This window comes from Mesorhizobium sp. M0317 (genome assembly GCF_040321555.1).
In the GTDB taxonomy this organism is placed as follows: domain Bacteria; phylum Pseudomonadota; class Alphaproteobacteria; order Rhizobiales; family Rhizobiaceae; genus Mesorhizobium.
The window spans coordinates 46,757-72,513 of sequence record NZ_JAMYRV010000017.1; the positions used below are offsets into that span (position 1 = coordinate 46,757).

Annotated in this window: 23 protein-coding genes and 1 other RNA gene; 8 read left to right on the plus strand and 16 right to left on the minus strand. The window is 63.2% G+C overall.

Annotated elements, in window-relative coordinates; all coding sequences use genetic code 11:
- Nucleotides 1-24: 24 nt before the first annotated feature.
- From NKI88_RS14390 to mraZ, 4 genes are read right to left on the minus strand one after another with little or no spacing between them, the layout of a single operon-like run.
- Complete coding sequence (locus NKI88_RS14390; RefSeq protein ID WP_023682141.1) at nt 25-1,749, minus strand: peptidoglycan D,D-transpeptidase FtsI family protein; 1,725 nt, start codon at nt 1,747-1,749, stop codon at nt 25-27.
- A 14-nt stretch (nt 1,750-1,763) separates the two neighbouring features.
- Complete coding sequence (ftsL, locus tag NKI88_RS14395; RefSeq protein WP_023682142.1) at nt 1,764-2,156, minus strand: cell division protein FtsL; 393 nt, start codon at nt 2,154-2,156, stop codon at nt 1,764-1,766.
- Nucleotides 2,157-2,160: 4 nt separating this feature from the next.
- Nucleotides 2,161-3,177, minus strand: a complete 1,017-nt coding sequence (gene rsmH, locus NKI88_RS14400) for a 16S rRNA (cytosine(1402)-N(4))-methyltransferase RsmH (protein ID WP_023682143.1) — start codon at nt 3,175-3,177, stop codon at nt 2,161-2,163.
- Nucleotides 3,174-3,647 (minus strand): division/cell wall cluster transcriptional repressor MraZ, encoded by a 474-nt coding sequence (gene mraZ / locus NKI88_RS14405; protein WP_023682144.1) that lies wholly within the window; start codon nt 3,645-3,647, stop codon nt 3,174-3,176. Before mraZ ends, rsmH begins: the two co-directional genes overlap by 4 nt.
- Before the next feature lie 402 nt (nt 3,648-4,049).
- Between mraZ and NKI88_RS14410 the strand changes: the two genes are divergently transcribed.
- Complete coding sequence (locus tag NKI88_RS14410) at nt 4,050-5,165, plus strand: cystathionine gamma-lyase (RefSeq protein ID WP_352655784.1); 1,116 nt, start codon at nt 4,050-4,052, stop codon at nt 5,163-5,165.
- An 8-nt stretch (nt 5,166-5,173) separates the two neighbouring features.
- Here NKI88_RS14410 and NKI88_RS14415 read toward each other — a convergent pair whose 3' ends face one another.
- The 7 genes from NKI88_RS14415 to NKI88_RS14445 form a co-directional block, all read right to left on the minus strand.
- Nucleotides 5,174-5,467: a type II toxin-antitoxin system RelE/ParE family toxin gene (locus NKI88_RS14415; protein WP_023668265.1), complete on the minus strand. Its 294-nt coding sequence runs from the start codon at nt 5,465-5,467 to the stop codon at nt 5,174-5,176.
- Nucleotides 5,464-5,748 carry a type II toxin-antitoxin system ParD family antitoxin gene (locus NKI88_RS14420; RefSeq protein WP_023688026.1) on the minus strand — a complete coding sequence of 95 codons (285 nt, stop codon included), beginning with the start codon at nt 5,746-5,748 and terminating at the stop codon, nt 5,464-5,466. Before NKI88_RS14420 ends, NKI88_RS14415 begins: the two co-directional genes overlap by 4 nt.
- 180 nt (nt 5,749-5,928) lie before the next feature.
- Nucleotides 5,929-6,326: RNase P RNA component class A (rnpB, locus tag NKI88_RS14425), an RNA gene on the minus strand.
- A gap of 50 nt (nt 6,327-6,376) precedes the next feature.
- Entirely contained in the window at nt 6,377-7,081 is a 705-nt protein-coding gene (locus NKI88_RS14430) for a lytic transglycosylase domain-containing protein (RefSeq protein WP_023705555.1), read from the minus strand.
- A 184-nt stretch (nt 7,082-7,265) separates the two neighbouring features.
- Nucleotides 7,266-8,033, minus strand: coding sequence for an N-acetylmuramoyl-L-alanine amidase (locus NKI88_RS14435; protein ID WP_352655787.1), 768 nt, complete (start codon nt 8,031-8,033; stop codon nt 7,266-7,268).
- Nucleotides 8,030-8,749, minus strand: coding sequence for a TerB family tellurite resistance protein (locus tag NKI88_RS14440; RefSeq protein ID WP_352655789.1), 720 nt, complete (start codon nt 8,747-8,749; stop codon nt 8,030-8,032). Before NKI88_RS14440 ends, NKI88_RS14435 begins: the two co-directional genes overlap by 4 nt.
- 208 nt (nt 8,750-8,957) lie before the next feature.
- A complete protein-coding gene (locus NKI88_RS14445) occupies nt 8,958-9,155 on the minus strand; it encodes a hypothetical protein (protein ID WP_352655791.1) in 198 nt (65 codons plus the stop codon).
- Between the two features lie 178 nt (nt 9,156-9,333).
- Here NKI88_RS14445 and NKI88_RS14450 point away from each other — a divergent pair, with 178 nt between their 5' ends.
- Genes NKI88_RS14450 through NKI88_RS14460 form a run of 3 tightly spaced genes read left to right on the plus strand, consistent with a single transcriptional unit; the run spans nt 9,334 to nt 15,400 of the window.
- The gene (locus NKI88_RS14450; protein WP_352655793.1) at nt 9,334-13,308 is read left to right on the plus strand and encodes a hydantoinase B/oxoprolinase family protein; all 3,975 of its coding nucleotides are present in this window, start codon (nt 9,334-9,336) and stop codon (nt 13,306-13,308) included.
- A gap of 32 nt (nt 13,309-13,340) precedes the next feature.
- Nucleotides 13,341-14,639 (plus strand): BtaA family protein, encoded by a 1,299-nt coding sequence (locus tag NKI88_RS14455; RefSeq protein WP_031244262.1) that lies wholly within the window; start codon nt 13,341-13,343, stop codon nt 14,637-14,639.
- A complete protein-coding gene (locus NKI88_RS14460; protein WP_352655795.1) occupies nt 14,636-15,400 on the plus strand; it encodes a class I SAM-dependent methyltransferase in 765 nt (254 codons plus the stop codon). Before NKI88_RS14455 ends, NKI88_RS14460 begins: the two co-directional genes overlap by 4 nt.
- A 6-nt stretch (nt 15,401-15,406) precedes the next feature.
- Here NKI88_RS14460 and NKI88_RS14465 read toward each other — a convergent pair whose 3' ends face one another.
- The gene (locus NKI88_RS14465; RefSeq protein WP_352655797.1) at nt 15,407-16,786 is read right to left on the minus strand and encodes a serine hydrolase domain-containing protein; all 1,380 of its coding nucleotides are present in this window, start codon (nt 16,784-16,786) and stop codon (nt 15,407-15,409) included.
- Between the two features lie 283 nt (nt 16,787-17,069).
- Here NKI88_RS14465 and NKI88_RS14470 point away from each other — a divergent pair, with 283 nt between their 5' ends.
- Both NKI88_RS14470 and NKI88_RS14475 read left to right on the plus strand, forming a co-directional pair.
- Complete coding sequence (locus NKI88_RS14470) at nt 17,070-17,867, plus strand: glycoside hydrolase family 25 protein (RefSeq protein WP_502899210.1); 798 nt, start codon at nt 17,070-17,072, stop codon at nt 17,865-17,867.
- A 32-nt stretch (nt 17,868-17,899) separates the two neighbouring features.
- Complete coding sequence (locus tag NKI88_RS14475; RefSeq protein ID WP_502902663.1) at nt 17,900-19,129, plus strand: lytic murein transglycosylase; 1,230 nt, start codon at nt 17,900-17,902, stop codon at nt 19,127-19,129.
- Between the two features lie 25 nt (nt 19,130-19,154).
- Here the strand turns inward: NKI88_RS14475 and NKI88_RS14480 are convergent, their stop codons facing one another.
- Nucleotides 19,155-20,054, minus strand: a complete 900-nt coding sequence (locus NKI88_RS14480) for a LysR family transcriptional regulator (protein ID WP_023682153.1) — start codon at nt 20,052-20,054, stop codon at nt 19,155-19,157.
- Between the two features lie 131 nt (nt 20,055-20,185).
- Between NKI88_RS14480 and NKI88_RS14485 the strand changes: the two genes are divergently transcribed.
- Nucleotides 20,186-20,917, plus strand: a complete 732-nt coding sequence (locus NKI88_RS14485) for an SDR family oxidoreductase (protein WP_352655799.1) — start codon at nt 20,186-20,188, stop codon at nt 20,915-20,917.
- Here the strand turns inward: NKI88_RS14485 and NKI88_RS14490 are convergent.
- Entirely contained in the window at nt 20,914-22,134 is a 1,221-nt protein-coding gene (locus tag NKI88_RS14490; RefSeq protein WP_023697033.1) for an alanine racemase, read from the minus strand. The two genes, NKI88_RS14485 and NKI88_RS14490, sit on opposite strands and share 4 nt — an antisense overlap.
- A gap of 211 nt (nt 22,135-22,345) precedes the next feature.
- On the opposite strand from NKI88_RS14490, the gene NKI88_RS14495 reads away from it, so the two are divergent.
- Nucleotides 22,346-23,263, plus strand: coding sequence for a DMT family transporter (locus NKI88_RS14495; protein ID WP_023682155.1), 918 nt, complete (start codon nt 22,346-22,348; stop codon nt 23,261-23,263).
- 449 nt (nt 23,264-23,712) lie between these two features.
- On the opposite strand, the gene metF is transcribed toward NKI88_RS14495, so the two are convergent.
- Both metF and NKI88_RS14505 read right to left on the minus strand, forming a co-directional pair.
- Nucleotides 23,713-24,630: a methylenetetrahydrofolate reductase [NAD(P)H] gene (metF, locus tag NKI88_RS14500; RefSeq protein WP_023682156.1), complete on the minus strand. Its 918-nt coding sequence runs from the start codon at nt 24,628-24,630 to the stop codon at nt 23,713-23,715.
- Nucleotides 24,630-25,652: an ArsR/SmtB family transcription factor gene (locus tag NKI88_RS14505; protein WP_352655802.1), complete on the minus strand. Its 1,023-nt coding sequence runs from the start codon at nt 25,650-25,652 to the stop codon at nt 24,630-24,632. Before NKI88_RS14505 ends, metF begins: the two co-directional genes overlap by 1 nt.
- Nucleotides 25,653-25,757 lie beyond the last annotated feature (105 nt).

Genomic DNA, 25,757 nt, shown 5'->3' on the forward strand with positions numbered 1-25,757 from the left:
GCAGTTGCCGGCGCGCCCTAAGAATCACTGATAGGAAACCAGCGTTGCGCCATTTTCATGGCTGAAATCTGGCTTCACGCCAAGCATGGCGGCTGCCCGCCTGATGATGTTTCCGGCCATGACACCCGCATTGTTGGCGGCAACGTCGGTCATTCCTGGCTTTTCCGGGTGCGGAGCGTCAGCGATCGTAAACACCAGATACTGCGGATCGTCCATCGGGAAGGCGGCGACGAAGGTGTTGAAATTCAGTTCCTTCGAGTAGCGGCCATTGATGACCTTCTCGGCGGTTCCGGTCTTGCCGCCAACGCGGTAGCCGGGCGCTCTGGCGTTTCTGGCCGAGCCTTTCTCGGCATTGAGCGTGTAGAGGTAGCGCATGCCCTCCACAGTCTTTTCGCTGACCACTCTCTTGGCCACCGCCATGGCATCCTGCTCGCTGCGGACCAGGAAAGTCGGCGGGATCAGGTAGCCCTGCATCAGCGCCGCGCAGCCAACGGCCGCCTGCAGCGGCGTCGTCGACACGCCATGGCCGAAGGCGATGGTGAAGGAGTTGACCTGTTTCCAGACCTTCGGTTCGGTCGGGCGCGCGACCTCAGGCAGTTCGGTCTGCATCCTGTCCAGAAGGCCAAGGCGATGCAGGAATTCGCGGTGCCCCTCGATGCCGACCATTTCGGCCTCACGCGCCGATCCGATGTTGGAGGAGTAAAGGAACACCTCCGGCAATGACAGCACGCGGTTCTTGCCGTGGAAATCGTGGATCGCCTGATGGCCGACCCGGATTGGGTGCGAGGCGTCGAAACGGCTGTTCATGTTCGCCTTGCCGGAATCGAGCGCCATGGCCGAGGTGAAGCTCTTGAAGGTCGAGCCCATCTCGTAGAGGCCGGCCGACATGCGGTTCAGCCGATCCTTGTCCTGCGCATTGAAGGGATTGTTCGGATCGAAATCCGGCACCGAGGCCATCGCCACCACTTCGCCGGTCTTGATGTTGAGCACGACGGCGCCGGCGCCCATGGCGCGATAGCGCTCGAGGCCGGCGGCAATCTCGTCGCGCACCACATGCTGGACGCGCAGGTCGATCGACAGCTGAACCGGCTTCAGATCCTTGGCGATCGCAAGGCCTGAGGCCTGCAGGTCGCTTAAGCCCTGCTCGTCAATGTATTTCTCCATGCCGGAGATGCCCTGATTGTCGATGTTGGTGAGGCCGACAATGTAGGACGAGGTCACGCCGGCCGGATAGAAGCGGCGCTTTTCGGTGCGAAAGCCGATTCCGGGAATGCCGAGCTGCATGATGTCGGCCTGCTGCTTGGGCGTCAGCTGCCGCTGCAGCCAGACGAAGCCGGCGCCGCTCTTCAGCTTGTGATAGGTCTGCTCGGGGTCGATATCTGGCAGAATGGTCGACAGCTTTTCGATCGCCTCGTCGGCATCGACGATGCGGCGCGGCTCGGCAAACAGCGATGCCGTCTTGATGTCGGTCGCCAGCACCTCGCCGTTGCGGTCGACGATGTCGGGACGCGACGCCGTCACCCGGCTTTGCGGCCCATTCGACATGTCGGGGGACTGGAAACCGAGATAGACCAGCCGCCCGGCGATGGTCGAATAGATGCCGAAGAACACCGCCATCGTCATCACGATGCGGGTCTTGGCCTTGCCGCCGGTCGCCTTGCGCGCGCCTTCGACCACGATGGAGCCGTCCTCGCCGGTCCGTGCGCGGCGCTTCAGCAATTTGCCGACCGACGGAAGTTTGGCGCGCATTGGAAATCCAGCGATCATTGGACGATGGCTCCGGTGACCACGGGATCCTTATCGGCTGGTCCTTTGCCGGAATTGTCGGCCATGCCGCCAAGCCGTTGCGACGACAGGTCCTCGATGTTGAGCGGTTTTGCCGGCAGGTCGTCGAGCCCGACGATCTGCCGCGCATTGACCGGCTCGAGTGCGAGCTGCGATTTGTAGATTTCAGCCAGCTTCTGCAGGCGCGACGGCTGGGTCAGCAGGCTCCAGTCGGCCTTGAGCAGGTCGATCGTGTCCTCCTCATAGCGGATCTGCGCCTCGATCTTCTGCACCGAAGCCAGCTGTTCCTCGGCCTCGCGCTTGGCCTTGTAGGTCAGGGCCGCGGCCGAGACCATGACGGCGATCAGGACTATGTCGCTGGTTCGAAACACGTATTCACCTCTCTCGCGGCGCCTGGATGCCGGGAAGCTTTGGAAGGCCGAAAATGGTGAGATCACCGGCGCGCGCCGGCGCCTCGGTGCGGATGGCGGTACGCAGCCTAGCCGAGCGCGCCCGCGGATTGGCAGCGACCTCGGCATCGCCTGCCGTCACGCCGCCACCAGCCTTGCGGAAGGTCGCAGTGCGCGCGTGCGCCTCGGGCAAATGACGTGAGCCGGTGGCGACGTCGGCGCGGTCGGCGATGAAGCGCTTGACGATGCGGTCTTCCAGCGAATGGAACGTCACCACCGCAAGCCGCCCGCCGGGCTTCAATACCCGCTCGGACGCCATTAGGGCTTTGGCCAATTCGCCCAGCTCGTCATTGACGAAAATGCGCAGCGCCTGGAAGACGCGGGTGGCCGGATGAATCTTGTCCTTCGGCGCGCGGCCGATATGCGTTTCGATCGCGTCGGCGAGATCGAGCGTGCGCTCGAACGGACGTTTTTCGCGGCGTGACTCGATCATGCGGGCAATGCGGCCGGCATTCCGCTCTTCGCCGAGGAAGCCGAAGATGCGGGCAAGGTCGCCTATCTTGAACGAATTAACGACGTCGGCAGCACTCAAGCCCGCCTGCGCCATGCGCATGTCGAGCGGCCCGTCGGTGCGGAACGAAAAGCCGCGCTCGGGCTGGTCGACCTGCATGGAGGAAATGCCGATGTCGAGGACAACGCCGTCGGCGCTTTCGACCTGCTCGTCCAGCGTCGAAAATGGCGCCTGCACCAGCCTTAGCCTGCCGCCGGATTGCTGTTCCAGGCCGCGCCCGGCGGCAATCGCATCGGGATCGCGATCGATCGCCACCACCGAGGCGCCGCTCGCCAGGATCGCCTTGGTGTAGCCGCCGGCGCCAAACGTGCCGTCGACGATCACATCGCCGGCTTTGGGTGAGAGCGCCTCCAGCACTTCGGCGAGGAGGACCGCAATGTGGCGGACCGGTCCGCCAACGGCGCTGAGATCATCGCCGTGATCCGCCATCATTCCGGCCGCTCCCCAGCCTTGGCCTCGTGAGCCTTCGTCCCCTGCCGAAGCTGCAAAAGCCGAGCGCGCGCCTGCGCCCCATAGGCGGCCAGCCGTCCAGGCTCCCAAACTTGAAAGAAATTGCCACGGCCGACAAAGGCCACTTCGCTCGTGATGCCCGTATGCTCGCGGATGAAATCGCTCATCGTGATGCGGCCATCCTGATCGAGCTTCAGGAACGTCCCGTCGCCATGGCAGAAGAACGACATATCGTCCGCCGTCTGCAAAAAAGGGTCTTCCAGCGCGATGCGCTGCTCGTAGCGGTCGAGCAGATCGAGCCCGCCGACATCCATCGCAGGCACATCCAGGCCGCGCAGCGCGTAGAGCTCCGAATAGCCGCGTTTCTGCACGACAGCGCGGAAATGCGCCGGAACGGAGACCCGCCCCTTCGCATCGATCCTGTTCACCGCGCTTGACAGAAACCGGTCCATGACACGCTGCAGCCGCTTCCGCCGCCGCACCCCTCTCCATGTTTTCGTCCGCGCCGAAGCGCGTCCCCTGCCGAAAATCCGCTTCGATCCCAGCGGCAAAACCCCGGAAACGCACAGCCGCCGCGGCTGCCCGATTGGCGTACGCTTTACCCTGACGCGGAACGAAGGCTTTGGTATCGAAATGGGATATCATGGGGCACTATGGGCGTCAACGGGAACAGGCTTCACAAACGCGCGCGCCACAACCGGTGAGAGCAGCTCTGACAACACTCCCGTCTTTATCTCCCATTAAGCCTAACGAACCGTTTAGAGCGGGCTGGCCCAAGCGGAAGCGGCTTGCCGCGCATCACTGCCGCGAATAGCGTCGTCAGTCTTTTCGCTGAGCAACAAGGTCAGAAATCCATGTCCGAAACAGCCAGGTCCCGCGCGGCCTCCCTTGCCCATCTGCGTCGCGACGGACTTGCCAAAGGCGACCCCATCCCATTGCCGCTGACCATGGCCGCTATTTTCCACAACCCGGGCGACGGCGCCGGCTACAGTCAGTACGGCCGTTACAGCAACGCCACCTGGGATGCAGTCGAGCACATGCTGGCGCATCTCGAAGACGCGCCATGCGTCGGCTTCCCCTCAGGAATGGCGGCAATCTCGGCGGTGTTTTTCGGCCTGTTGAAATCCGGCGACCGCGTGCTTTTGCCTTCTGACGGCTACCATGCCACACGCGCGCTGGCCGAACGTTTCCTCAAGCCCTTCGGCGTCGCCTATGATCTGCGGCCGACAGCTACATTCCTCGACGGCGGCTTCGACGGCTACCGCCTTGTCTACGTTGAAACCCCGTCAAATCCGCGATTGGACATTTGCGACATCACAGCGGTCGCCCAGGCCGCGCACCAAGCGGGCGCGATCGTCGTCGTCGACAACACCACGATGACGCCGTTCGGCCAGCGCCCGCTCGATCTCGGCGCCGACATCGTCGTTGCTGCCGACACCAAGGCGGCCAACGGGCATTCCGACGTGCTGTTCGGCCATGTCGCCAGCCGCAATCCAGACATCATCGCGGACGTCACCGGCTGGCGCGAGACCGCGGGCGGCATTCCCGGCCCGTTCGAGGCTTGGCTGGTGCATCGCGGCCTGGAGACGCTGGAGGTACGGTTCGACCGCATGTGTTCTTCTGCCGAGGTGATCGCGAAGCGCCTGAAAAACCATCGCGCCGTTAGCGGCTTGCGCTACCCCGGGCTGGAGGGCGACCCGTCGCACAACCTCGCCCGGGCGCAGATGGAGCGCTTCGGCTTCCTCATGTCCTTCGAACTCCTCTCCCAGGAAAAGGCCGAGGATTTCATAAACAACTGCACGCTGATGCAGGCGGCAACGTCGTTCGGGGGTGTCCACACCTCCGCCGAGCGGCGGGCCAAGCGAGGAGATTCGGTTCCGCCCGGCTTCGTGCGCCTGTCGATGGGCTGCGAGCCGGTGGAAGAACTCTGGCAGGCGATCGAGGCATCGCTGGACAACATCGGCATCTGAGCTGGCGGTTAGGTCACCAAGTCGTCGGCGCCAATATCGCGCCTGCCGTGCAAAACGCGGACGATCTCGATCGCGTCTTCGCCCATGCGATACAGAGTGACATATTCGCCGACGATCAGATGACGAATGCCGGGCGCGATATCATCGCGCGGCGCACCTGAGAACGGGTGCAAGGTGAGCAGTGTCCAGCGCCTCTCCAACGCGTCCACAAGGCGCATGGCTCCCTTTGGGCTATGTTCCGCAATGTAGTCACCGATGCCTTCGACATCTGATATCGCCTGAGGAAGCAGCCGATATTTCACTCTTCCGAGCCTGCAGCTTCCGACATCCTCTGATATTTGGCTCGCAGCCGGTCCATGAAGGGCTGGCCGTCCACCGCCGGTCCGCTGTCGATCCCCTCCTGAACCAGCCTGCGCAATTCCTCGACCGTGTAGCCGAGAAGATCGCGGCGGTCTTTCCATTGCCGCAGCGCATCACGGATGACTTCGCTGGCCGAGGCATATTCGCCGGCGGCCACGACATCGTCGACCGCCGCCGCCAGTTCCGGCGAAAGCGTGATGCTGCGTTTGTCGACGTGACCCATGAGGCGCTCCTGATCAAACCATGACAATCATGGTACGATTAAATCGTACCAGCTTCAAGGATGCGTTTGTCTCGACCCCAGCATGCGTACTTGATTCAATCGCTCAAGCACCTGAATCGCCAGCTGCGCCCGAAGGCGCAGACTGCTGATCCAAAGGATTAATCGCGATATGGGGGAGAAATTGCCAGCTGGCCTGTAAGCCGGGTTTTGTATGGCCCTCGCCCCTTTCGGGGCGAGAACGTGGCGGCCATTCATCTTGGGCGCATGTTGCCATGCGCCTCACGCAACCTACCCGGACGGTGAGCCGGAAACAGCCCTCGAAGGTTTCCCCTCGCACCGTCCCTATTCGGTCTTGCTCCCGGTGGGGTTTACCGTGCCGCTCCTGTTGCCAGTCGCGCGGTGGGCTCTTACCCCACCCTTTCACCCTTGCCCCGATAAATCGTGGCGGTTTGCTTTCTGTGGCACTTTCCCTGGGGTCGCCCCCGCCGGCCATTAACCGGCACCGTGTCTCCATGGAGCCCGGACTTTCCTCACCCGCAGCCTTTCGGCTTTGCGGGTGCGGCCGCCCGGCCAGCTGGCAGAGCGTATAAAGGGGTTCACGTTCCAAAACGCAAATGAAAAAGCAGACTTATGCCGGCGATCCCAATGCCGCCAACTGCACCTTGACCTTGCCGCAATAGGCCGCCGACACCGGGTTCATCCGCGTCGCGGCATGGCCGGCATTGTATTTCAGGATCGTGCCGCAGGTGGTGCCGCCGCCGAGATTGCGCGCCATGGCAAGGTACTTCATGCCGTATTTGATGTTGGTGTCGGGATCGAACAGACCCTTGGCCGAGCCGCTATACCCCATCATCCGCGCCGTTGCCGGCTTGATCTGCATCAGGCCGATTTCACCCGCGCTGCCGACGATGTTCGGCCGGTAGTTGCTCTCGATCTTGATGACCGCCTGGGCCAGCGACACCGGCACGCCTTCGGCCGCAGCATAGCGGGCAATGATTGCCGAATACTGGTCGCCAAGCGCGGCTGCCGCAGTCGACTCCGCAGCGGTGCTTGGGCGGATCGATGCGGTCGTCGTCAGGTCGACGCTCTTCCTGTTGCGCTTAAAATGCCTCTTGGCCGTGGCTTTTCTGGCCTTCACCACGGCTGCTTTGCGCACATTCGCGGTGGTTGCTCTTTTTGCTTTCGGGTTTGCTTTCGTCATGGTGGCCTTGGCGGGTGCGGCGATGAAGCCCTGGTCTGCCCTCTGGCTCAGTGGTGCGGCATCGGCCGTGCTGAAGGTAAAAGTCATTACGCCGGCAGCAATAGCTGCCGTTACAACGGTCAATTTCTGCATGTGGTCCCGTTCTGTTTGGCCGCGCGAAGATCTTCACGCAGCAACGCCTAATCAATATCGGAGCATCCGGGGGGCTGGAGGTCCGATAACTTGCACGAACCGCCTTTGAGGGCGGAATTTGTGTCGAACAAGGCGAGGCAATTCACTTTCAGTGACAGGCTGTAACTTGAATATCAGAAAAAGATTATTTAGAGGCAACTGACGTAAGGGAAGTCAGCAGGCTTTGCAGCGTGCTAGACGTAGAGCCGTCGGCGACACCATCCACCAGGCGCGGTCGGAAATGCCGCTGAAAAGCTTCGACGACGATTTCGGTCTGGCGGTCGAAGACACCTGATATCTCGACGCCATAGCCATAGAGCGCCAGCATCGACTGCAGTGTCTCGACCTCGGCGCCGGTATCGCCGGCTTTCAGCGCCGCGCCGCGCCGGACCGGCGCCGCAGGCACGAGATGGCCGACCCCGGCCGCAAACAGCGCCTTCCAGGGGAATTTCTCGCCCGGGTCGATCTTGCGCCCCGGCGCGATGTCGGAATGGGCAAGCACCCTTTGCGCCGTAATGGAATGGCGTTCGATGATACCAAGGCAAAGCCCGATCACCGCTTCCACCTGCCGCTTGGGAAAGGCCGAATAGCCGAGCGAATGGCCGGGATTGACGATTTCGATGCCGACCGAACAGGAGTTGATGTCGCGACGACCGAACCAGGAACTTGCACCGGCGTGCCAGGCGCGGTCGCTTTCGCGCACCATCTGGATGATGCGGCCATCCTCATGGACGAGGTAGTGCGACGAGACTTCGCTTGCGGGGTCGCACAACCAGGCTTCGGCGGCAGCACCCGTCGCCATGCCGGTATAGTGCAGCACGATCATGTCGGGCCTGAGCGTTTCGCGCCGCGGGCCGAAATTCGGCGATACCCTGACCTCCGCGCTTGGCTCGTCGGGCGGGAAGCCGCTCATGCGTGCCTGAGGCCCCGCTCGATCATTTCATAGGCCGCGTTGATCGCCGCGACCCTGGTCGTTGCAATCTTGATGAATTCCTGCGGCAGGCCGCGCGCGATCAGCCGGTCCGGATGATTGTCGGAGACCAGCTTGCGGTATCGCTTCCTGACCTCCTCGAACGCTTTGCCGCGCTCAATGCCGAGCACGATATAGGGATCGCCGGCGCCGAGATTGACGTGCCTGGCCATGATGGCCTCGTAGTGCACCTCGTCGATGCGGAAAATCTCGGCAATACGGTGCAGGAAAATCCCTTCGCGCTCATGCACCAGCCCGTCCGCCTTGGCGATATGGAACAGACCGTCGAGTATGTCTTCCAGCATGACGCAGTTCGAATGGCCCGAGCCGCACATCTGCGCCATACTCTCGGCATAGGTCTCGAACCCGGCGACGTCGCGCTTGGCCAGATCGTAAAGCCGCGCCACATTGCGGGTCTGTTCTCGCGGCACCTCAAATATTTCCTGGAACGCGCGAACCTCGTCCTGGGTGACGATGCCATCGGCCTTGGCCATCTTGGCCGACAGCGCAATCATCGCCACAGAGAAGGCGACGCGCCGGCGCAGATCGGCGTCACCGGAGAAAACCGTGCGCACGGCCTCGACCACATCGGCTACACCGGACGTGGCTGAAGATGAAACGCGGTTGATGAAGTCGCCGAGGCGATCCCAAATCGACATGAGCGCTTATTAGGGCCGCCGGCCATTGCTATCAAGCCAAGACAGCGCCGCAGAGTGGATCGATTTGCTCAAGCAACCGACGCGCCAGATCCCAAACCGTAGGAAAGAGCCGGTTCAAGGCCCTTGAGCCCCGAATCGACCTAAACGCAGGAAGGCCGGCGCGAAGCCGGCCTCCTCTCTCGTCACGTCAAAATGACCGAGACTGCTGCTACTGCGCGGGGGCAGGAGCAGGTGTTGCCGGAGCCGGTTCTGCAGGCTTCGGTGCATCCGGCGTCGCCGGCTTCATGGGCTCGGCGGCTGGCGGATTGGTGCTCTGGGTGGTGGTGTTATCCGTACCGCTGTCGCTGCAGGCGGCAATGCCGAACAGGGCCAGGGCGGAAACGGAAGCAAGAATGAGCTTTTTCATGACATCTCTCCTTCAACACACGCTCACGTTGCGGTGAACGGTCGAAGGCAAAATGCACCAAACGGCCATGAGTTTCGTAACGTTGCGTTTCCTGATGTAACATCCGCGCACTACCGGATTGCGGGCCGGGCGATGCCGAACTAACAGTCTGGACCCAAATGCAATGCCGGAGTTCTGCGTGGACAAGGAATGGGATTTTTGGATCGACCGCGGCGGCACCTTCACCGACGTGATCGGACGTGATCCGCAAGGGGGTTTGCATCCCAGGAAATTCCTGTCGGAAAATCCCGAAGCCTATCCCGACGCGGCCATAGCCGGCATCCGCGAGCTTCTGGGGCTGAAATCCGGCACCGCTATTCCTCCGGGCCTGGTCGGTGACGTCAAGATGGGTACCACCGTTGCCACCAATGCGCTGCTGGAGCGCAAGGGCGACCGTGTGCTTTTGCTCATCACCAAGGGCTTTCGCGACGCGCTGAAGATCGCCTATCAGGCGCGGCCGGACATCTTCGCCAAGGAGATCATCCTTCCGGAACAGCTCTACGAGCGGGTCATCGAGATCGACGAGCGTGTGCGCGCCAATGGCGATGTCGAGCGCTTGCTCGACATCGCCGCCTGCCGCCCCGCCATCGAACAGGCGAAGGCTGACGGCATCGATGCGGTGGCCATCGTCTTCATGCATGCCTGGAAATATCCCGACCACGAGAAGGCGGTGGCGAAAGTCTGCAGCAAGATCGGCTTTTCGCAGATTTCGGTCAGCCATGAGGTCTCGCCGCTGATCAAGCTGGTCGGCCGCGGCGACACCACCGTGGTCGATGCCTATCTGTCGCCGATCCTGTCGCGGTATGTGCAAAGGGTAGCGGGAGAACTGGGCGCGACGTCAATCTCCCCACTTGTGGGGGGTGAGGAGCGGTCGGCCAAAGGCCGAGAAAAAGCCGACGATTTGGCTTTTTCAGCGACGAACGCCCGGAGCCATAGCGAAGGGCAGTCCGCAAAGCGGCCAGAGGGGGTCCTCTCGGAAGGCACCGCCAATGCGCTGAGCCCGGTCGATCCAACCCCACCCGGCGGCTCCGCCGCCACCCTCCCCTCGAGGGGGAGGGAAAACCCTCGCCTGATGTTCATGATGTCGTCGGGCGGGCTCACTGCCGCCGATATGTTCCAGGGCAAGGACGCGCTGCTGTCCGGCCCGGCCGGCGGCGTCGTCGGCATGGTCGAGACGGCGAAACTCGCCGGCTTCGAGAAAGTCATCGGCTTCGACATGGGCGGCACCTCCACCGATGTCGCCCATTTTGACGGCGAGTATGAGCGCGCCTTCGACACCGAGGTCGCCGGGGTGCGCATCCGCGCGCCGATGATGCGCATCCATACCGTCGCCGCCGGCGGCGGCTCGATCCTGCATTACGAAGCCGGCCGTTTCCGCGCCGGGCCCGATTCCGCCGGCGCCAATCCTGGCCCCGCCGCCTACCGGCGCGGCGGCCCGCTGGCCGTCACCGACGCCAATGTCATGCTGGGCAAGCTGCAGCCCGATTTCTTCCCGGCAATTTTCGGCCCGGGCCAGGACCAGCCGCTCGACGTCGCCGCCGTGCATAAAAAATTCGCTGCGCTCGCCGCCGAAATCGGCGATGGCCGCACGCCGGAAGCCGTCGCCGAAGGGTTCGTCACCATCGCGGTGGAAAACATGGCAAACGCCATCAAGAAGATCTCCGTGCAGCGCGGCTACGATGTCACCGAATATCTCTTGAACTGTTTTGGCGGCGCCGGCGGCCAGCATGCCTGCCTGGTTGCCGACGCGCTCGGCATGGAGGCGGTACTGATCCACCCCTTCTCCGGTCTGCTCTCAGCCTATGGTATCGGCCTGTCGTCGGTTTTCGCGTCGCGGCAGCAGGCGCTGCTGAAGCCGCTTGCCGAAGAATCCAGGACCGAGATCGGCAGCCTCATCGGCACGTTGAAAAAAGCCGTCATCGCCGAATTGGCAGCGCAAGGCATCGCCGAGGACAAGATTGCGGCAAAGCCGGTGCTGCACATCCGCTATGACGGCACCGACACGACGCTGCCGGTGAATTTCGAACAGGACTCGATCTTCCAGGCCAGGCGCGATTTCGAAGTGGCCCACAAGGCGCAGTTCGGGTTCGTCTATGACGACAAGCCGATGATCGTCGAGACCGTTGGCGTGGAAGGCGCCGAGATCGTCGAGACCACGGCCGAAGCCGTTGCGCCCGCCGGACCGGCAATGGTTGAAGCCGGTGCGTCCGGAACGCGGCGCATCTACACCGAGGGCCGCTGGCATGAGGCCGGCATCCATCGCCGCGAAAACCTGCGCCCATCCAATCTGGTCCCAGGCCCCGCTTTGATCATCGAGCCGAACCAGACCATCGTCGTCGAGCCGGGCTGGCAGGCCAAAATCACCAACCTCAATCACGTCGTCATTCGCCGCACCGAACGGAAAGTGCGCACGGCTGCTGTCGGCACCGAAGCCGATCCGGTGATGCTGGAGGTCTTCAACAACCTCTTCATGTCGATCGCCGAGCAGATGGGCGTCACGCTGCAGAACACCGCCTATTCCGTCAACATCAAGGAAAGGCTGGACTTTTCCTGCGCCGTCTTCGACCGTCATGGCGCGCTGGTCGCCAACGCGCCGCACATGCCGGTGCATCTCGGCTCCATGGACCGCTCGGTCGAAACCATCATCCGGCTGAACTCCGGCGACATCCATCCCGGCGACGTCTTTGCGCTGAACGCCCCCTATAATGGCGGCACGCATTTGCCTGATATCACCGTGGTGACGCCGGTGTTCGATGATGCGCGCCCGATCTCCCCCCTTGTGGGGGAGATGTCGGCGAAGCCGACAGAGGGGGGCGCTGTCCCGCCAACCTCTCGCTCTGTCACGCCCCCCTCTGCCCTGCCGGGCATCTCCCCCACAAGGGGGGAGATTAGCCAATCACCCAAGATCCTCTTCTACGTAGCCTCGCGCGGCCACCATGCCGACATTGGCGGCACGGCCCCCGGTTCGATGACGCCGCTGGCGACCACGGTCGATGAAGAAGGCGTGCTGTTCGACAATTTCCGGGTCGTCGATCGCGGAAAATTCCGCGAGGCGGAGTTGCAAACCCTGCTCACCGACCACCCCTATCCCGCCCGCAACCCGCACCAGAACATCGCCGACCTAAAGGCGCAGATCGCCGCCAACGAAAAGGGCGTGGCGGAATTGCGCAAGATGGTCACCCATTTCGGCCTCGACGTCGTCGAAGCCTATATGGGTCATGTCCAGGACAACGCCGCCGAAAGCGTGCGCCGCGTGCTGGAGCGGCTGCCCGATAGTTCTGAGTACGAATACCCGACCGACACCGGCCAGGTGATCAAGGTGAAGATTACCGTCGATCGGCAAAAACGCGAGGCGACCGTCGACTTCACCGGCACGTCGAAGGTCGAGAAGAACAATTTCAATGCGCCCGAGCCCGTCGCCCGCGCAGCCGTGCTCTATGCCTTCCGTGTCATGGTCGAGGACATGATCCCGATGAATGCCGGCTGCCTGCGGCCGATCAACATCATCATCCCCGACGGCTCGATGCTGAAGCCCGCCTACCCCGCCGCCGTCGTCGCCGGCAATGTCGAGACCTCGCAGCATGTCACAAACGCCCTGTTCGGCGCCATGGGAGCCATGGCCAATGCGCAAGGCACGATGAACAACCTGACCTTCGGCAACAAGCAGTACCAGTATTACGAGACCATCTGCTCCGGCTCGCCGGCAGGCCGGATGAACTCCGGCCGCGGCTTTGCCGGCACATCCGGCGTCCACACCCACATGACCAATTCGCGCCTCACCGATCCGGAAGTGCTGGAACTGCGCTTTCCCGTCATGCTCGAGGATTTCCACATCCGCGAAGGTTCCGGCGGCAAAGGCAAATGGAGCGCCGGCGACGGCACCAGGCGCACCATCCGCTTCCTCGAAAAGATGGAATGCGCCATCCTGTCCTCGCACCGCAACCGCCCGCCGCAAGGCCTCGATGGCGGCGGTGACGGCGAGGTCGGCTCGACCAAGGTCCGCCGCCAGGACGGCAGCGTCGAGACGCTGAAGGCCTGCGACCAGACCGTGCTCGACGCCGGCGACGCCGTCATCCTGACGACGCCGACACCGGGGGGATTTGGCAAGGCCTGAACTCGCGTCAACAGGCTGTCACCCCGCCTGTCATGCCCCTGAGTTACCCGCTTGCGGCAAAGCAAATGGGGAATCACTTTGCCATGACGGACGTCTCCTCGGATCTCGTTTTTCGCCGCGGCAAGGAAGTTGGAAAAGCCGTCTACCAGAACCGCCCGCTTTCGCAGGCCGGCCTTTCCGAACGACTGTTTGCGCTGCTGTTTTCCGGCCTTGTCTATCCGCAGATCTGGGAAGACCCTGAAGTCGACATGGAGGCCATGCAGCTTGGCCAGGGCCACCGCCTCGTCACCATAGCGTCGGGCGGCTGCAACATCCTCGCCTACCTCACCCGCTCGCCTGAACGCGTCGATGCGGTCGACCTCAACGCCGCCCACATCGCCTTGAACCGGATGAAGCTGGAGGCGGTGCGGCATCTGCCCTCGCAGGGCGATCTGTTCCGTTTCTTCGGCGCCGCCGACACCAACCACAATTCGCAAGCCTATGACCGCTTCATCGCGCCGCATCTCGACCCGGTCAGCCGCCACTATTGGGAGCGTCGCAGCTGGCGCGGCCGCCGGCGCATCACCGTCTTCGACCGCAATTTCTACCAGACCGGCCTGCTCGGCCTGTTCATCGCCATGGGCCACCGCATCGCCAAATTCTTCGGCGTCGATCCCGCCGGTCTCATGGCGTCGAAGAGCCTCGCCGACCAGCGCCGCTTCTTCACCGAAGAGCTGGCGCCGGTCTTCGACAAGAAGCTGTTGCGCTGGGCTACCTCGCGCAAGGCTTCGCTGTTCGGCCTCGGCATTCCGCCGGCGCAGTACGATTCGCTGATCACCTCGGGCGATGGTTCGATGGCCAGCGTGCTGAAGGCCCGGCTGGAAAAGCTCGCTTGCGATTTTCCGCTGAAGAACAACTACTTCGCTTGGCAAGCCTTCGCCCGTCGCTATCCCAATCCGGGTGAGGCCGCCCTGCCCGCCTATCTAGAAGAGGCCAACTACAAGGCGATCCGCAACAATGTCGATCGCGTCGGCATCCACCACGCCAATCTGATCGAATTTCTGGCCGGCAAGGACGCAGGCACCGTCGACCGTTTCGTCCTGCTCGACGCGCAGGACTGGATGACGAACGACCAGCTCAATGCCCTTTGGTCGGAGATCACCCGCACCGCCTCGGTCGGCGCCCGAGTCATCTTCCGTACCGCCGCCGAGCCCAGCCTGCTGCCGGGCCGCGTCTCGATCTCGCTGCTCGACCAGTGGACCTACGAGGACGAGGCCTCGCGCGACTGTTTGGCCCGCGACCGCTCGGCCATCTATGGCGGCTTCCACCTCTATGTGAAGCGCGCGGCGTGAGCGCGAGCGAGCTGCCGGCCGACCATGCCGAACTGATGGACGGCGTCTATCGCTGGCAACGCCATATCTACGACCTGACCCGCAAATACTATCTGCTTGGCCGCGACCAGATGATATCCGGGCTGGATGTGCCGGCGAATGGCAGAGTGCTCGAACTTGGCTGCGGCACCGGCCGCAACATCGCGCTTGCCGCCCGCCGCTATCCCGACGCCCGCCTCTACGGGCTCGACATCTCGGCCGAGATGCTGGAGACGGCGAGCAAGGCGATCGGCCGCGACGGCCTGTCCGGCCGCGCCGTGCTGGCGCGCGGCGACGCCACCGATTTCGACGCCAAGACGCTGTTCGGCATCGAGCGCTTCGACCGCATCTTCGTGTCCTATTCGCTGTCGATGATCCCCGGTTGGGAAAAGACGGTTTCGGCAGCCCTTGCGGCACTCGCGCCCGGCGGCTCGCTGCATGTCGTCGATTTCGGCCAGCAGGAAGGCTTGCCCAACTGGTTCCGGAGATTCCTGCGCGGCTGGCTCAAGAAATTCCATGTCACGCCACGTGAATCATTGCGCGAAGTCTTGGAATCGGAATCTCGGCGAACCGGCGCAAGCTTCCGTTTCCGCACGCTTTACCGCGGCTATACCTGGCTGGCGGTCGTCAAGATCGCGCACTCTTACCTCCCCCTCGATGGGGGAGGTCGCGCCGAAGGCGCGGGTGGCCAGGCACCCCGCCCCGGCGCTACGCGCCGACCCTCCCCATCAAGGGGAGGGTAAAGGGAGCTAGCGCAGTGCCTTCATCAGCGCGCCGACCATCACCTGCGGCCGGTAGCCGAGCTTGGCCGGCGTCAACCCCAGCCGCACCACCACCAGTTGCTCCGACGGGATGATGGCGACCGTCTGGCCGTCATGGCCCTCCATCCAGTAGGTATCGTTGGGCAGTCCGGCGGCGACGCCGGCGCCGGGATTTCCTTCGTCCCCCGGGGCTTCGATCCAAAGTTGCCCCTTGCCGTAGACTTTCGAGGCCGGTGCCGGTTCGCGCATCCAGTCGACGAAACCGGCCGGCAGGATCTGGTTGCCGTTCCAGACGCCGCCCTGCAGCAGGAATTGGCCGAACCGCGCCCAGTCATGCCCCGTGGCATAGAGGTAGGATGAGCCGACAAAGGTACCCTCCTCGTCGGTTTCGAGCACCGCGCTTTGCATGCCGAGCGGCCCGAACAGCGCTGTCCTTGGCCACATCAGCGCCTTGTCCTTGTCGCCGATAGCATCCTGCCACAGCCGCGACAGCATCACCGCCGTGCCGCTCGAATAGGAAAAGACCTTGCCGACGTCGCCGGTCAGCGGCTTGGCCTCGGCGAAGCCCGCCATATCCGGTTCGAGGTAGAGCATGCGCGTCACATCGGCAACGTCGCCATAATCCTCGTTGAACTCGAGTCCGCTCGACATCGCCATCATATCGGCAAGGCTGATGACGGCGCGGCCGTCCGCCTTCCATGAGCCGAACAGGCCCTGATTGGTCACCGCCATCTTGCCGTCCTTGACCAGCGTGCCGACGAGCGCGGCGTTGACCGTCTTGGTCATCGACCAGCCGAGCAGCGGCGTTTTCGCCGAAAAGCCCTCGCCATAACGCTCGGCAACAATGCGGCCATTTTTGACCACCACCACGGCGCGCATGCCGATGCCGGTCATCGCCGCACCGTCGAGGATCTTGTTGATTTCGGGATTTTGCGAGGCGTCGACTCGATCTCCCCCGGGCCACAGATCGCCCTTGGTGGCCGCCGACGCCTCGGCAGGGATTGACCTGCGCCGTGCCTTGCCGACGTCGCCATCGGGAACCGAGGCGCAACCCAGGCCGGCGCGCGCAACGGCAACGCTCTTGCCGAGGAAGCCAAGCAGCCCGGCCGAGACGGTCCCCCTGTTCTTGTCGACCGACACCTTCATCAACCTGAGCAGCGGATGGCCGGGCGCCTGCACGTCGATGGCAAGCACCTCATTGGGATCACGGCCGGCGATAAAAACATTCGAGCAGACGATCTTGGCGGAATAGCCGGAACCGACGCGGATCAGGTCGGGCGGAGCGATGTAGAGCCAGGCAAACAGCGCGGATATCGCCAGCACGACCAGGCCGAGCAGCCATTTGATGATCTTCACGGCGATCCGCATCTTTCCGTCCCTGCTTTTCCGCTGCCCGTGGCTTGCGGCCCGATTTATGTCATCGATTTGCCGCCATTGCTTCCGCAAAATCGGTGTTCTTGTCGAGCGCCGTCAACCTGTTATCAACCATGATCGGCGATCACTGGTGCATGTCGCCCAAAAGTGCGCAGCGGTTTTGGAACAACGACATGCACGAAAATAGCGTATCAGGCGATGCTGTGGGGCGATCGCCTGAGGGGCACCTGCAACGACAACCCAACAGCGACCGGCTGATTCCGGCTCGGGAAATGCGATGCGCCGTTTCGCGGCCCTCATCACGTTGACGCTGCTGGCCGCCTGCTCGACCGCCGGCGATCTCGTGCCCTCGATGTCGCCATCCAGCAGCCCGACGGTTGCCGTGCGCGCACCGCGTTTCGAAGACTCCAAGCCGCATGAATGGGATAGCGGCGCGCCTTGGAACTATGCCGTTCACGGCACCGACGTCTCCAAATACCAGACCTCGGTCGACTGGCCGACGGCCAAGGCCAGCGGCATCTCCTTCGCCTTCATCAAGGCGACCGAGGGCGGCGACCGTTTCGACGAGTATTTCAACGAGCATTGGTCGCGCACCAAGGCCAATGGCATTCCGCGCGCGGCCTACCATTTCTTCTATTTCTGCACGCCTGCCGCCACCCAGGCGCGCTGGTTCATCCAGAACGTGCCCGTCGACCGCTCGGCCATGCCGCCGGTGCTCGACATGGAGTGGAACCCGCAATCGCCGACCTGCCGGCTGCGCCCGGATTCGGCGACGGTGCGGGCCGAAATGACCACCTTTCTCGAGATGATCGAGCGGCACTATGGCAAGAAGCCGATCATCTACACCTCGGTCGACTTCTTCGACGATAACGACCTTTCGACGTTCCGCGACTATCCCTACTGGCTGCGCTCGGTCGCCGGCCACCCCCGCCAAAAGTACGGCAGCCACCCTTTCACCTTCTGGCAATACACCGGAACCGGTATCGTTCCCGGCATGACCGGCAAGTCCGATATCAACGTCTTCAACGGCACTGAGGCAGCCTGGAAAAAGTGGCTGCGGCAGAACACCCGTTGACACCGGCTCTGCCGCCTGCTTTTCGACGTCCCATGCGCACCTACCTGCAACCACTGGGATATCCACGCCGGAAACAGTCGAGGAGCCGATTGCGCTCCGGGCTGCTCGCGGGCCTGCTGCTCGGCGCTACGGCGATGCCGGCGGGGGCGCAGGAATGCGGCGGCGACTTCGAAACCTGGAAGCAAGGCGTGGCGGCGGAAGCCAGGGCGGCCGGTGTCGGCGCTGTCGGCCTTGACGCACTGGAAGCCGCCACAATCGACGACAAGGTGCTGGCGCGTGACCGCGCCCAGGGCGTCTTCGCACAGACCTTCATCCAGTTCTCCAACCGCATGATCTCGGCCTACCGGCTGAAGCAGGGCGCGGCCAATCTGAAGAAATACGCCGAAATCTTTGCGCGCGCCGACCAGCAGTTCGGTGTCCAGGCGCCGATCATCACCGCCTTCTGGGGGCTGGAGACCGATTTCGGCGCCGTGCAGGGTGATTTCCACACGCTGAGCGCCTTGGTGACGCTGTCGCATGACTGCCGCCGCCCGCAGCTGTTTCGGCCGCAACTGGTGCCGCTGTTGACGCTGATCGATCGCGGCGTCGTTCCGGCCGACGTCACCGGCGCCTGGGCCGGCGAGATCGGCCAGACGCAGATCCTGCCTTCCGACTATCTCGCGCGCGGCGTCGACGGCGATGGCGACGGCATCGTCGATCTCAGGCGCAGTGTGCCCGACGTGATCATGACCACGGCCAACAAGGTGCTGTCTCGCGGCTGGAAACGCGACCAGCCCTGGATCGAGGAAGTGCGCGTGCCCGAGGACATGCCTTGGGAGCAGACCGGCCGCACCAACAAGCTGCCGCTGTCGCAATGGGCCGCCTGGGGCGTCACCAATCCCGATGGCACGCCGCTGATCGACAACGGCCTGAAGGCCGGCCTGGCGCTGCCGATGGGCCGCAAAGGTCCGGCCTTCCTCGCCTACGACAATTTCGACGTCTATCTCGAATGGAACCAGTCCTTCACCTACGCGCTGACCGCCGCCAACTTCGCCAGCCGGCTGGCCGGGGCAAAGCAGTTCGACCCGCGCAATCCCGAAACCGGGCTCAATGGCGACCAGATGAAGGAATTGCAGACCAAGCTCGAAGCCAGGGGCTATGACGTCGGCACCGTCGACGGCATTCTGGGCACCAACACCCGCGAAGCCATCCGCAAGGAACAGATGCGGCTCGGCATGCCGGTCGACGGCTGGCCAACGCCGGAGCTTTTGGGGAAACTGTGAGTAGAATCTGCCCAAGCTGGGTTCCTTATTCCCTACTCCTTGCCCGGACGAAGTCGATAAATGCCCGCAAAGCCGGGGGGACGTGCCTCGAACTCGGGTGATACAGGAAGAAGCCTGGAAAGCTGGGCGACCAGGGCTCTAGAAATCTCATCAGCCTGCCCGCATTGATCCAGGACTGGACCTGATAGTCGATCATGTAGGCAACGCCTGCTCCACCCAGCGCCGCGTTCAGCATCAGCTCGGTGTCGTTAACAGTCAGGCTGCCCTCGACGGCGATTTCCAGAGACCGTTTGCCGCGCGCGAACTCCCATCGATAGAGGTTGCCGCCACCAGGCCACTGGAATGTTATGCATTGGTGCTGATGCAACTCCTGCGGATGGCGCGGTATGGCCCGATTTTCGAGATAGACGGGAGCGGCCACCGCCGCCATCTGCAAATCCCCGCTCAGTTTCACTGCCACCATGTCCTTCTCCAGCCGCTCGCCAAGCCTGATTCCGGCATCGAACCGTCCTCGAACAATGTCGGTCAGCGTATCGTCGACGATGACGGTCAGCGCGATATCAGGATAGGCGCGTTGGAAGTCGCCAAGGATCGGGCCGATGAACCGCACCGCGGCAACACGCGGCACGTTTATTCGTAGCGAACCCGCCGGCCGATCACGCGCGGCTTGAATGTCCGCTACGGCGCCCTCCAGCTCTTCGAACGCAACGGCAAGGCGCGCAAACAGCGTCTCGCCGGCACCAGTGGGTGAAACACTACGCGTCGTGCGATTCAGCAACCTGATGCCGATGCGAGCCTCCAGTTGCCGAATCGACTGGCTGAGCGCCGGCGGGGAAACACGCAGCCGGGCGGCGGCGCGGACGAAACTACGCTCTTCCACGATTGCGGCGAATGCCTTGAGCTCGGCGAATTCAGAACCGCGCATTGTGTATCCCTAGATTAACAAGCTAGTCAGATAATAGGCCATTATCTGATCAGTTGCATGGCCCTATTTCTCGACTAGCGGACCCGTCAGATGAAACCGGCACGGGCCTGAATGATTGAAGGAAACGTATCATGCCCAAGTCCTTGCAAGGCAAAACCGCACTCGTCACCGGCAGTTCGCGCGGCATTGGGCGAGCCATCGCCGAAGGACTCGCCTCCAAGGGCGCTGCCGTCGTCGTCAACTATGTCGGCAACCACGAAGCCGCTGACGAGGTCGTGGCCGCCATCGCCGGCAGGAGAGGAAAGGCGATCGCCGTCCAGGCCGACATATCAAGCGTCTCGGATATTCATCGCCTGTTTGACGAGGCTGAGAGTGAGTTCGGCGCGATCGACATCGTGGTTGCCAATGTCGGCGTCGCCGTCATCAAGCCTCTGACGGAGGCAACCGAAGCCGATTTCGACCATGTCTTCGGCACCAATGCCAAGGGCACCTTCTTCGTGCTTCAGGAAGCAGCGCGCCGTGTGCGAAACGGTGGCCGCATCATCGCGGTCTCCACCGGCGGCACCAAGATGTTCTTCACGCAAACGGCGCTCTATCTCGGCAGCAAGGGCGCCGTCGAACAATTCGTCCGTGTGCTCTCGCGTGAACTCGGACCGCGCGGCATCACCGTGAATGCGCTGTCGCCTGGCTTCACCGACACGGACCTGCTTCCCGAGCGCGATCGCGCCGTGGCGGCCGGCATGTCTCCATTTGGCAGGATCGGCGCGCCCCGCGACGTTGCCGATGTCGCGGTCTTCCTGGCCAGCGAGGAGGCCCGCTGGCTGACCGGCGAGAATATCCAGGCCGGTGGAGGCGTCGCCTAATCCGCCATTGTCTCCAGGCTGGCGAATCCCTGCGGCGCATCGCCTTCATCGAAGGGTGTCGTCACCTCGACGAAGGTATCGGGATAAAAGCCGTTGAAGCGGGTTCTCAGCGACAGCGAATAGGCACCGATATGGCCGATCTCGATCCAGTCGCCGGTGTCGACGGTTTCCGGCAGCCAGAACGGCCGCGACAGGATGTCGACGGAATCGCAGGTCGCGCCGCAGACCTTGAACGGCACGATGTTCTTCTCCTCGCCATTGCGCGAGCGGATCGCCGGATCGGGGATGAAGCGGGCCGGCAGTGTGATCTTGCCGGTCCAAGAATCCGACAGCGACGCCCAGATGCCGTCATTGATGTAGAGCCGCTTGCCCTTGCGCAGCAGCACCCGCACGATCAGCGACAGGCAGCGCGCCACGATCACCCGGCCGGGCTCGGCCACCAACGGGATCTGGTCGAACTGGTATTCCCTCAGGTCGCCCGACAGCCGCGACATGATCTGCCCGAGCGACGGCATCTCGAGCTGCTTGCGATTGGGGTCATGGCCGTACTCGGCGGGAAAGCCGCCGCCGACATCGAGCCCCGCAATGTCGAAGGTCAGCCGGTTGCGCACCCAATCGGCGGAGGCCAGCGCCCGTTCATAGGTGTCGGGATCCTCGATCTGGCTGCCGACATGGAAGCACAGGCCGACCTTGTAGCCGGTGCGGTTGAGCCGCTCGGCGAGTTCCACCGCATAGGCCGGCCCGGCGCCGAATTTCTTCGACAGTTCATAGGCCGCCGAACCCTTGGTCTGGATTCGCACGAACACGCTGATGGAGCCCGGATCGATGTCAAGCGCCCGCACCACCCGCGTCAGCTTGGTGATCTCGTCCTCATGGTCGAGCGAAATGACCCGGATGGCGTATTTTTCCAGCGCAAGCTTGATGTCCGACTGCGCCTTGACCGGATGCATGTAGAGCATCTCGGCGTCGGGTGAGACGGCGCGCACTGCGGCGAACTCGCCGGGCGAGGCCACATCGAAAGCGGTGACGCCGGCTTCGACCAGCGCCTTCAGCACGATCTGCTCGCCATTGGTCTTGACTGCGTAGGCTGTCTTGCCGGGAAACATGCCCATGAACTGTTTGGCATCCGCCTTCAGCACCTGCGGGCGAAAGCAGTAGACCGGATCGTCCGGCCGAAGCGCCAGCGCCGCCTCGCGGGCATTCTCGAATCGCTGCATGGACGAATCCCCTGACTTCTCGGCTGCGCACAATTAATCCAAGCTAGCGGCCAAAGAAAACAATTCTGTGTCTGGCGGGCACTGACCCAGCGGCGCATCCTCCTGGCAGCACTGTTGCCAGCAATCAGGTTTCGGGTGGCTCTTGTCGCCGGACCCGATATGCCTTCTGCCTGAGTGGCTGGCATTGATGCCGCGGGGAAGGACGTTCACGATGGCAATAGCCACGACAGCCGTGCAGCGCGGACCGATGACGCTGAGGGACTGGGGACAGCTTCTGCTGCTCGGCGCCATCTGGGGCGGCTCGTTCTTCTTTGCCCGCATCGCCGTTGCCGAAATGCACCCGCTGGTGCTGGTGCTGTTTCGCGTTGCCATTGCGGCCATTGCACTGCAGCTCTATCTCGGCATTCGCGGTCCGTCCTTCCGCCTCGCCTTCCCGCATGCCGGCCTGTTTTTCCTTTTGGCGCTCGCCAACAATGTCGTCCCGTTCTCGCTGATCTTTGCCGGCCAGACCGCGCTTGGCGCCGGCGTCGCCTCGGTGCTCAACGCGACGACGCCGTTCTGGACGCTGATCCTCGCCAACGCGCTGACAGCGGACGAAAAGCTCTCCTGGAACAAGCTTGCCGGCATCGGGCTCGGCATCGCCGGCACCGCTGTCATGATCGGCCCCGGCCTGCTGGCCGGGCTCGGCGGCCCGGTCTGGGCGAAATTCGCGCTGATCGGCGCCTCGCTGTCTTACGCCGTCGCGCTGATGATTGCCCGCCGCTTCAAGGGCGTGCCCTCGCCGGTCATCGCCACCGGACAATTGACGGCGTCGACCATCATCATGATCCCGGTGGTGCTGCTCACCTATGGCCCGGCCGGCCTGTTCTCGGCCTCGCCGCCGGTCTGGACGGCGGTGCTGGCGCTGGCGCTGCTCTCCACCGCCTTCGCCTACATCCTCTATTTCAACCTCGTCGCCTCGGCCGGCGCCACCAACGCCTCGCTGGTCACGCTCATCGTCCCGGCCAGCGCCATCCTGCTCGGCCTCCTGTTCCTCGGCGAGCGGCTCGCTCTGTTCGAGTTCTGCGGCATGGCACTGATCGCGCTTGGCCTGGTGACGATCGACGGGCGGTTGTTTGGTCGGCGCTAATGCCCGTCGACCAAAAGTGAGCAGCGGTTTTGGAACAACGACGCGCTTTAGGTCTGGTAGCGCTGCCATGCCTCGCTTTCGTCACAGCCACGTCACAATTTATTCACAGGCTACCAGCGGGTTTTGCCGAAGAGTTTCAATGCCTAACGCCAGGTGGCAGGTCGCAAATTCCACAATCGCGTCGCATTGCAGCATATTTTCCGCTTGCCTGTGGCACAAATGCCCCTAGACTCCACCCATAGCTCTTGAAGAGGAGACTATGACATGGGACTTACGAGGCCAATCAACGCATTGATGATCTGTGCTGCATTTGCCTTCATTGGCGCCCTTATCATAGGTGTTCTTCCGTAACCGCCGGAGCGGAAGAACAGCAGCAATAGCCCACAAATTCGAAAGGCCGGGTGTTTCGCCCGGCCTTTTGCATTTCAGATTTCATACCACGATGAAGCTCAGGCGGCGGCGGATCCAGCTGCCTCTGTTTCGTGGGAGCGGATGCCGATCATATGGCAGATGGCAAACACCAGGTCGGCCCGGTTCATGGTGTAGAAATGGAAGTCGCTGACGCCGCGCTCGACGAGATCGAGCACCTGCTCGGCCGCCACGGCAGACGCCACGAGCGCATGCGTCTGCGGATCGTTGTGCAGCCCTTCGAAACGCTCGGCCAGCCATGCCGGCACCAGCGCGCCGCAGCGCGCCGAGAAATTGGCGACCTGGGTGAAATTGTGCACCGGCAGGATGCCAGGCACGATCGGGATGTAGATGCCGGCACGGCGCGCCTTCTCGACATAACGCTCGTAGAGATCGTTGTCGAAGAAGAACTGGGTGATCGCCCGCGTCGCGCCATTGTCGGCCTTGCGCTTCAGCATGTCGAAGTCGGTGGCAAAGTCCGGACTTTCCGGATGCTTTTCGGGATAGGCCGAGACCGAGATGTCGAAATCGCCGGCGTCCTTCAGCGCTCCGACAAGTTCGGCGCCATTGGCATAGCCATCGGGATGCGGCCGGTAGGCGGTGCCGACGCCGGCCGCCGGATCGCCACGCAAGGCGACGAAGCGCTTCACGCCCATATCGGCGAATTCGCGGACGACGGCGTCGACCTCATGGCGGGCGGCGTCGACGCAGGTCATGTGAGCCGCCGGCGTCAGCGTCGTCTCGTTCAGGATGCGCTTGATCGTGCGCGCCGTGCGTTCACGCGTCGAGCCGCCGGCGCCATAGGTCACCGAGACGAATCTCGGCTTCAGCGGCTCCAGCCTGGTGACGGTGTCCCAGAGCCTGGCTTCCATCTCGTCGGTCTTCGGCGGGAAGAACTCGAAGGAAACGCGCACCTTGTCGCCGATGTCGGGACGGCGGGAAAAGCGGAACTGGTTCATCAGGCGATTTCCCCCATAGGGTACGCTTTGGTGGGTTGGGTGTCATTTGAAGGCTCGGCCATCAGCATGCGGCGGTCGCGGCCGAGCCACAGCTTGACGGTGAGCCTGGCTTCGTTGCCGCCGCGCGGCTCGAATTCCTGGGCATCCTCGAGATCGAGCCCGGCATCGGCAAACCATTCGGAGATCTGGCGGTCGGAAAAGCCCAGCCTGACATGCGCATGCTGGTCGCGCAGGAATTCCAGTGCATGCGGCGCGAAATCGGCGATCACCAGCCGGCCCGACGGGCGCAGCAGCCTTGCCGCCTCGCGGATGGCGCGGGCGGGATCGTCCAGATAGTGCAGCACCTGATGGATGGTGACGAGGTCGAAGGCGTCGCGCTCGACCGGCGGCGCGAAAATGTCGCCTTGGCGGACCTGGGCATTGGCGATGCCTGCCTTGTCGAGATTGGCCCGCGCCACCGTCAGCATTTCGCGCGACATGTCGATGCCGACGCCGCGCCGGTAGAGCGGTGAGAATATCTCCAGCAGCCGCCCGGTACCGGTGCCGAGGTCCAGCATCGACTGGAATGGCCGCTTGCCGACCAGCTTGAGGAGTGCGGCTTCCACCGCGCGGTCCGGCACATGCAGCGAGCGGATATGGTCCCAGCTGGCGGCGTTCTCGGAGAAATATTCGGCGGCGCGGTCCTGCCGTTTGCGCTTGACCGACGCCAGCCGCTCTAGATCGCGCTCGACCTGCGGATCGGCGCCATGAATGCCGGAGACCAGCCGCAGCACGAAGTCGCGCGCGGAATCCGTATCCGACAGCCGGAAGAAGGCCCACGAGCCCTCCTGGTAGCGGCCGATCAACCCGGCCTCCAGCAGCAGCTTCAAATGCCGCGACACCCGCGGTTGCGACTGGCTGAGGATCTCGGTGAGGTCGGACACGGTGAGATCGCCGCGCGACAGCAGCGCCAGGATGCGGAGCCGGCTCGATTCGGCCGCAGCCTTCAACGTATCAACCATCGTATCGAGCGAAACATGCATCGGCGCGTTCTCGTTGAAAAAGATATAAACATATGTTTATGTCAGCTTTGACGACATGGCAAGGCCCGTGTCGCTTCCTGACAAGAAAATGCCGCACACATGATC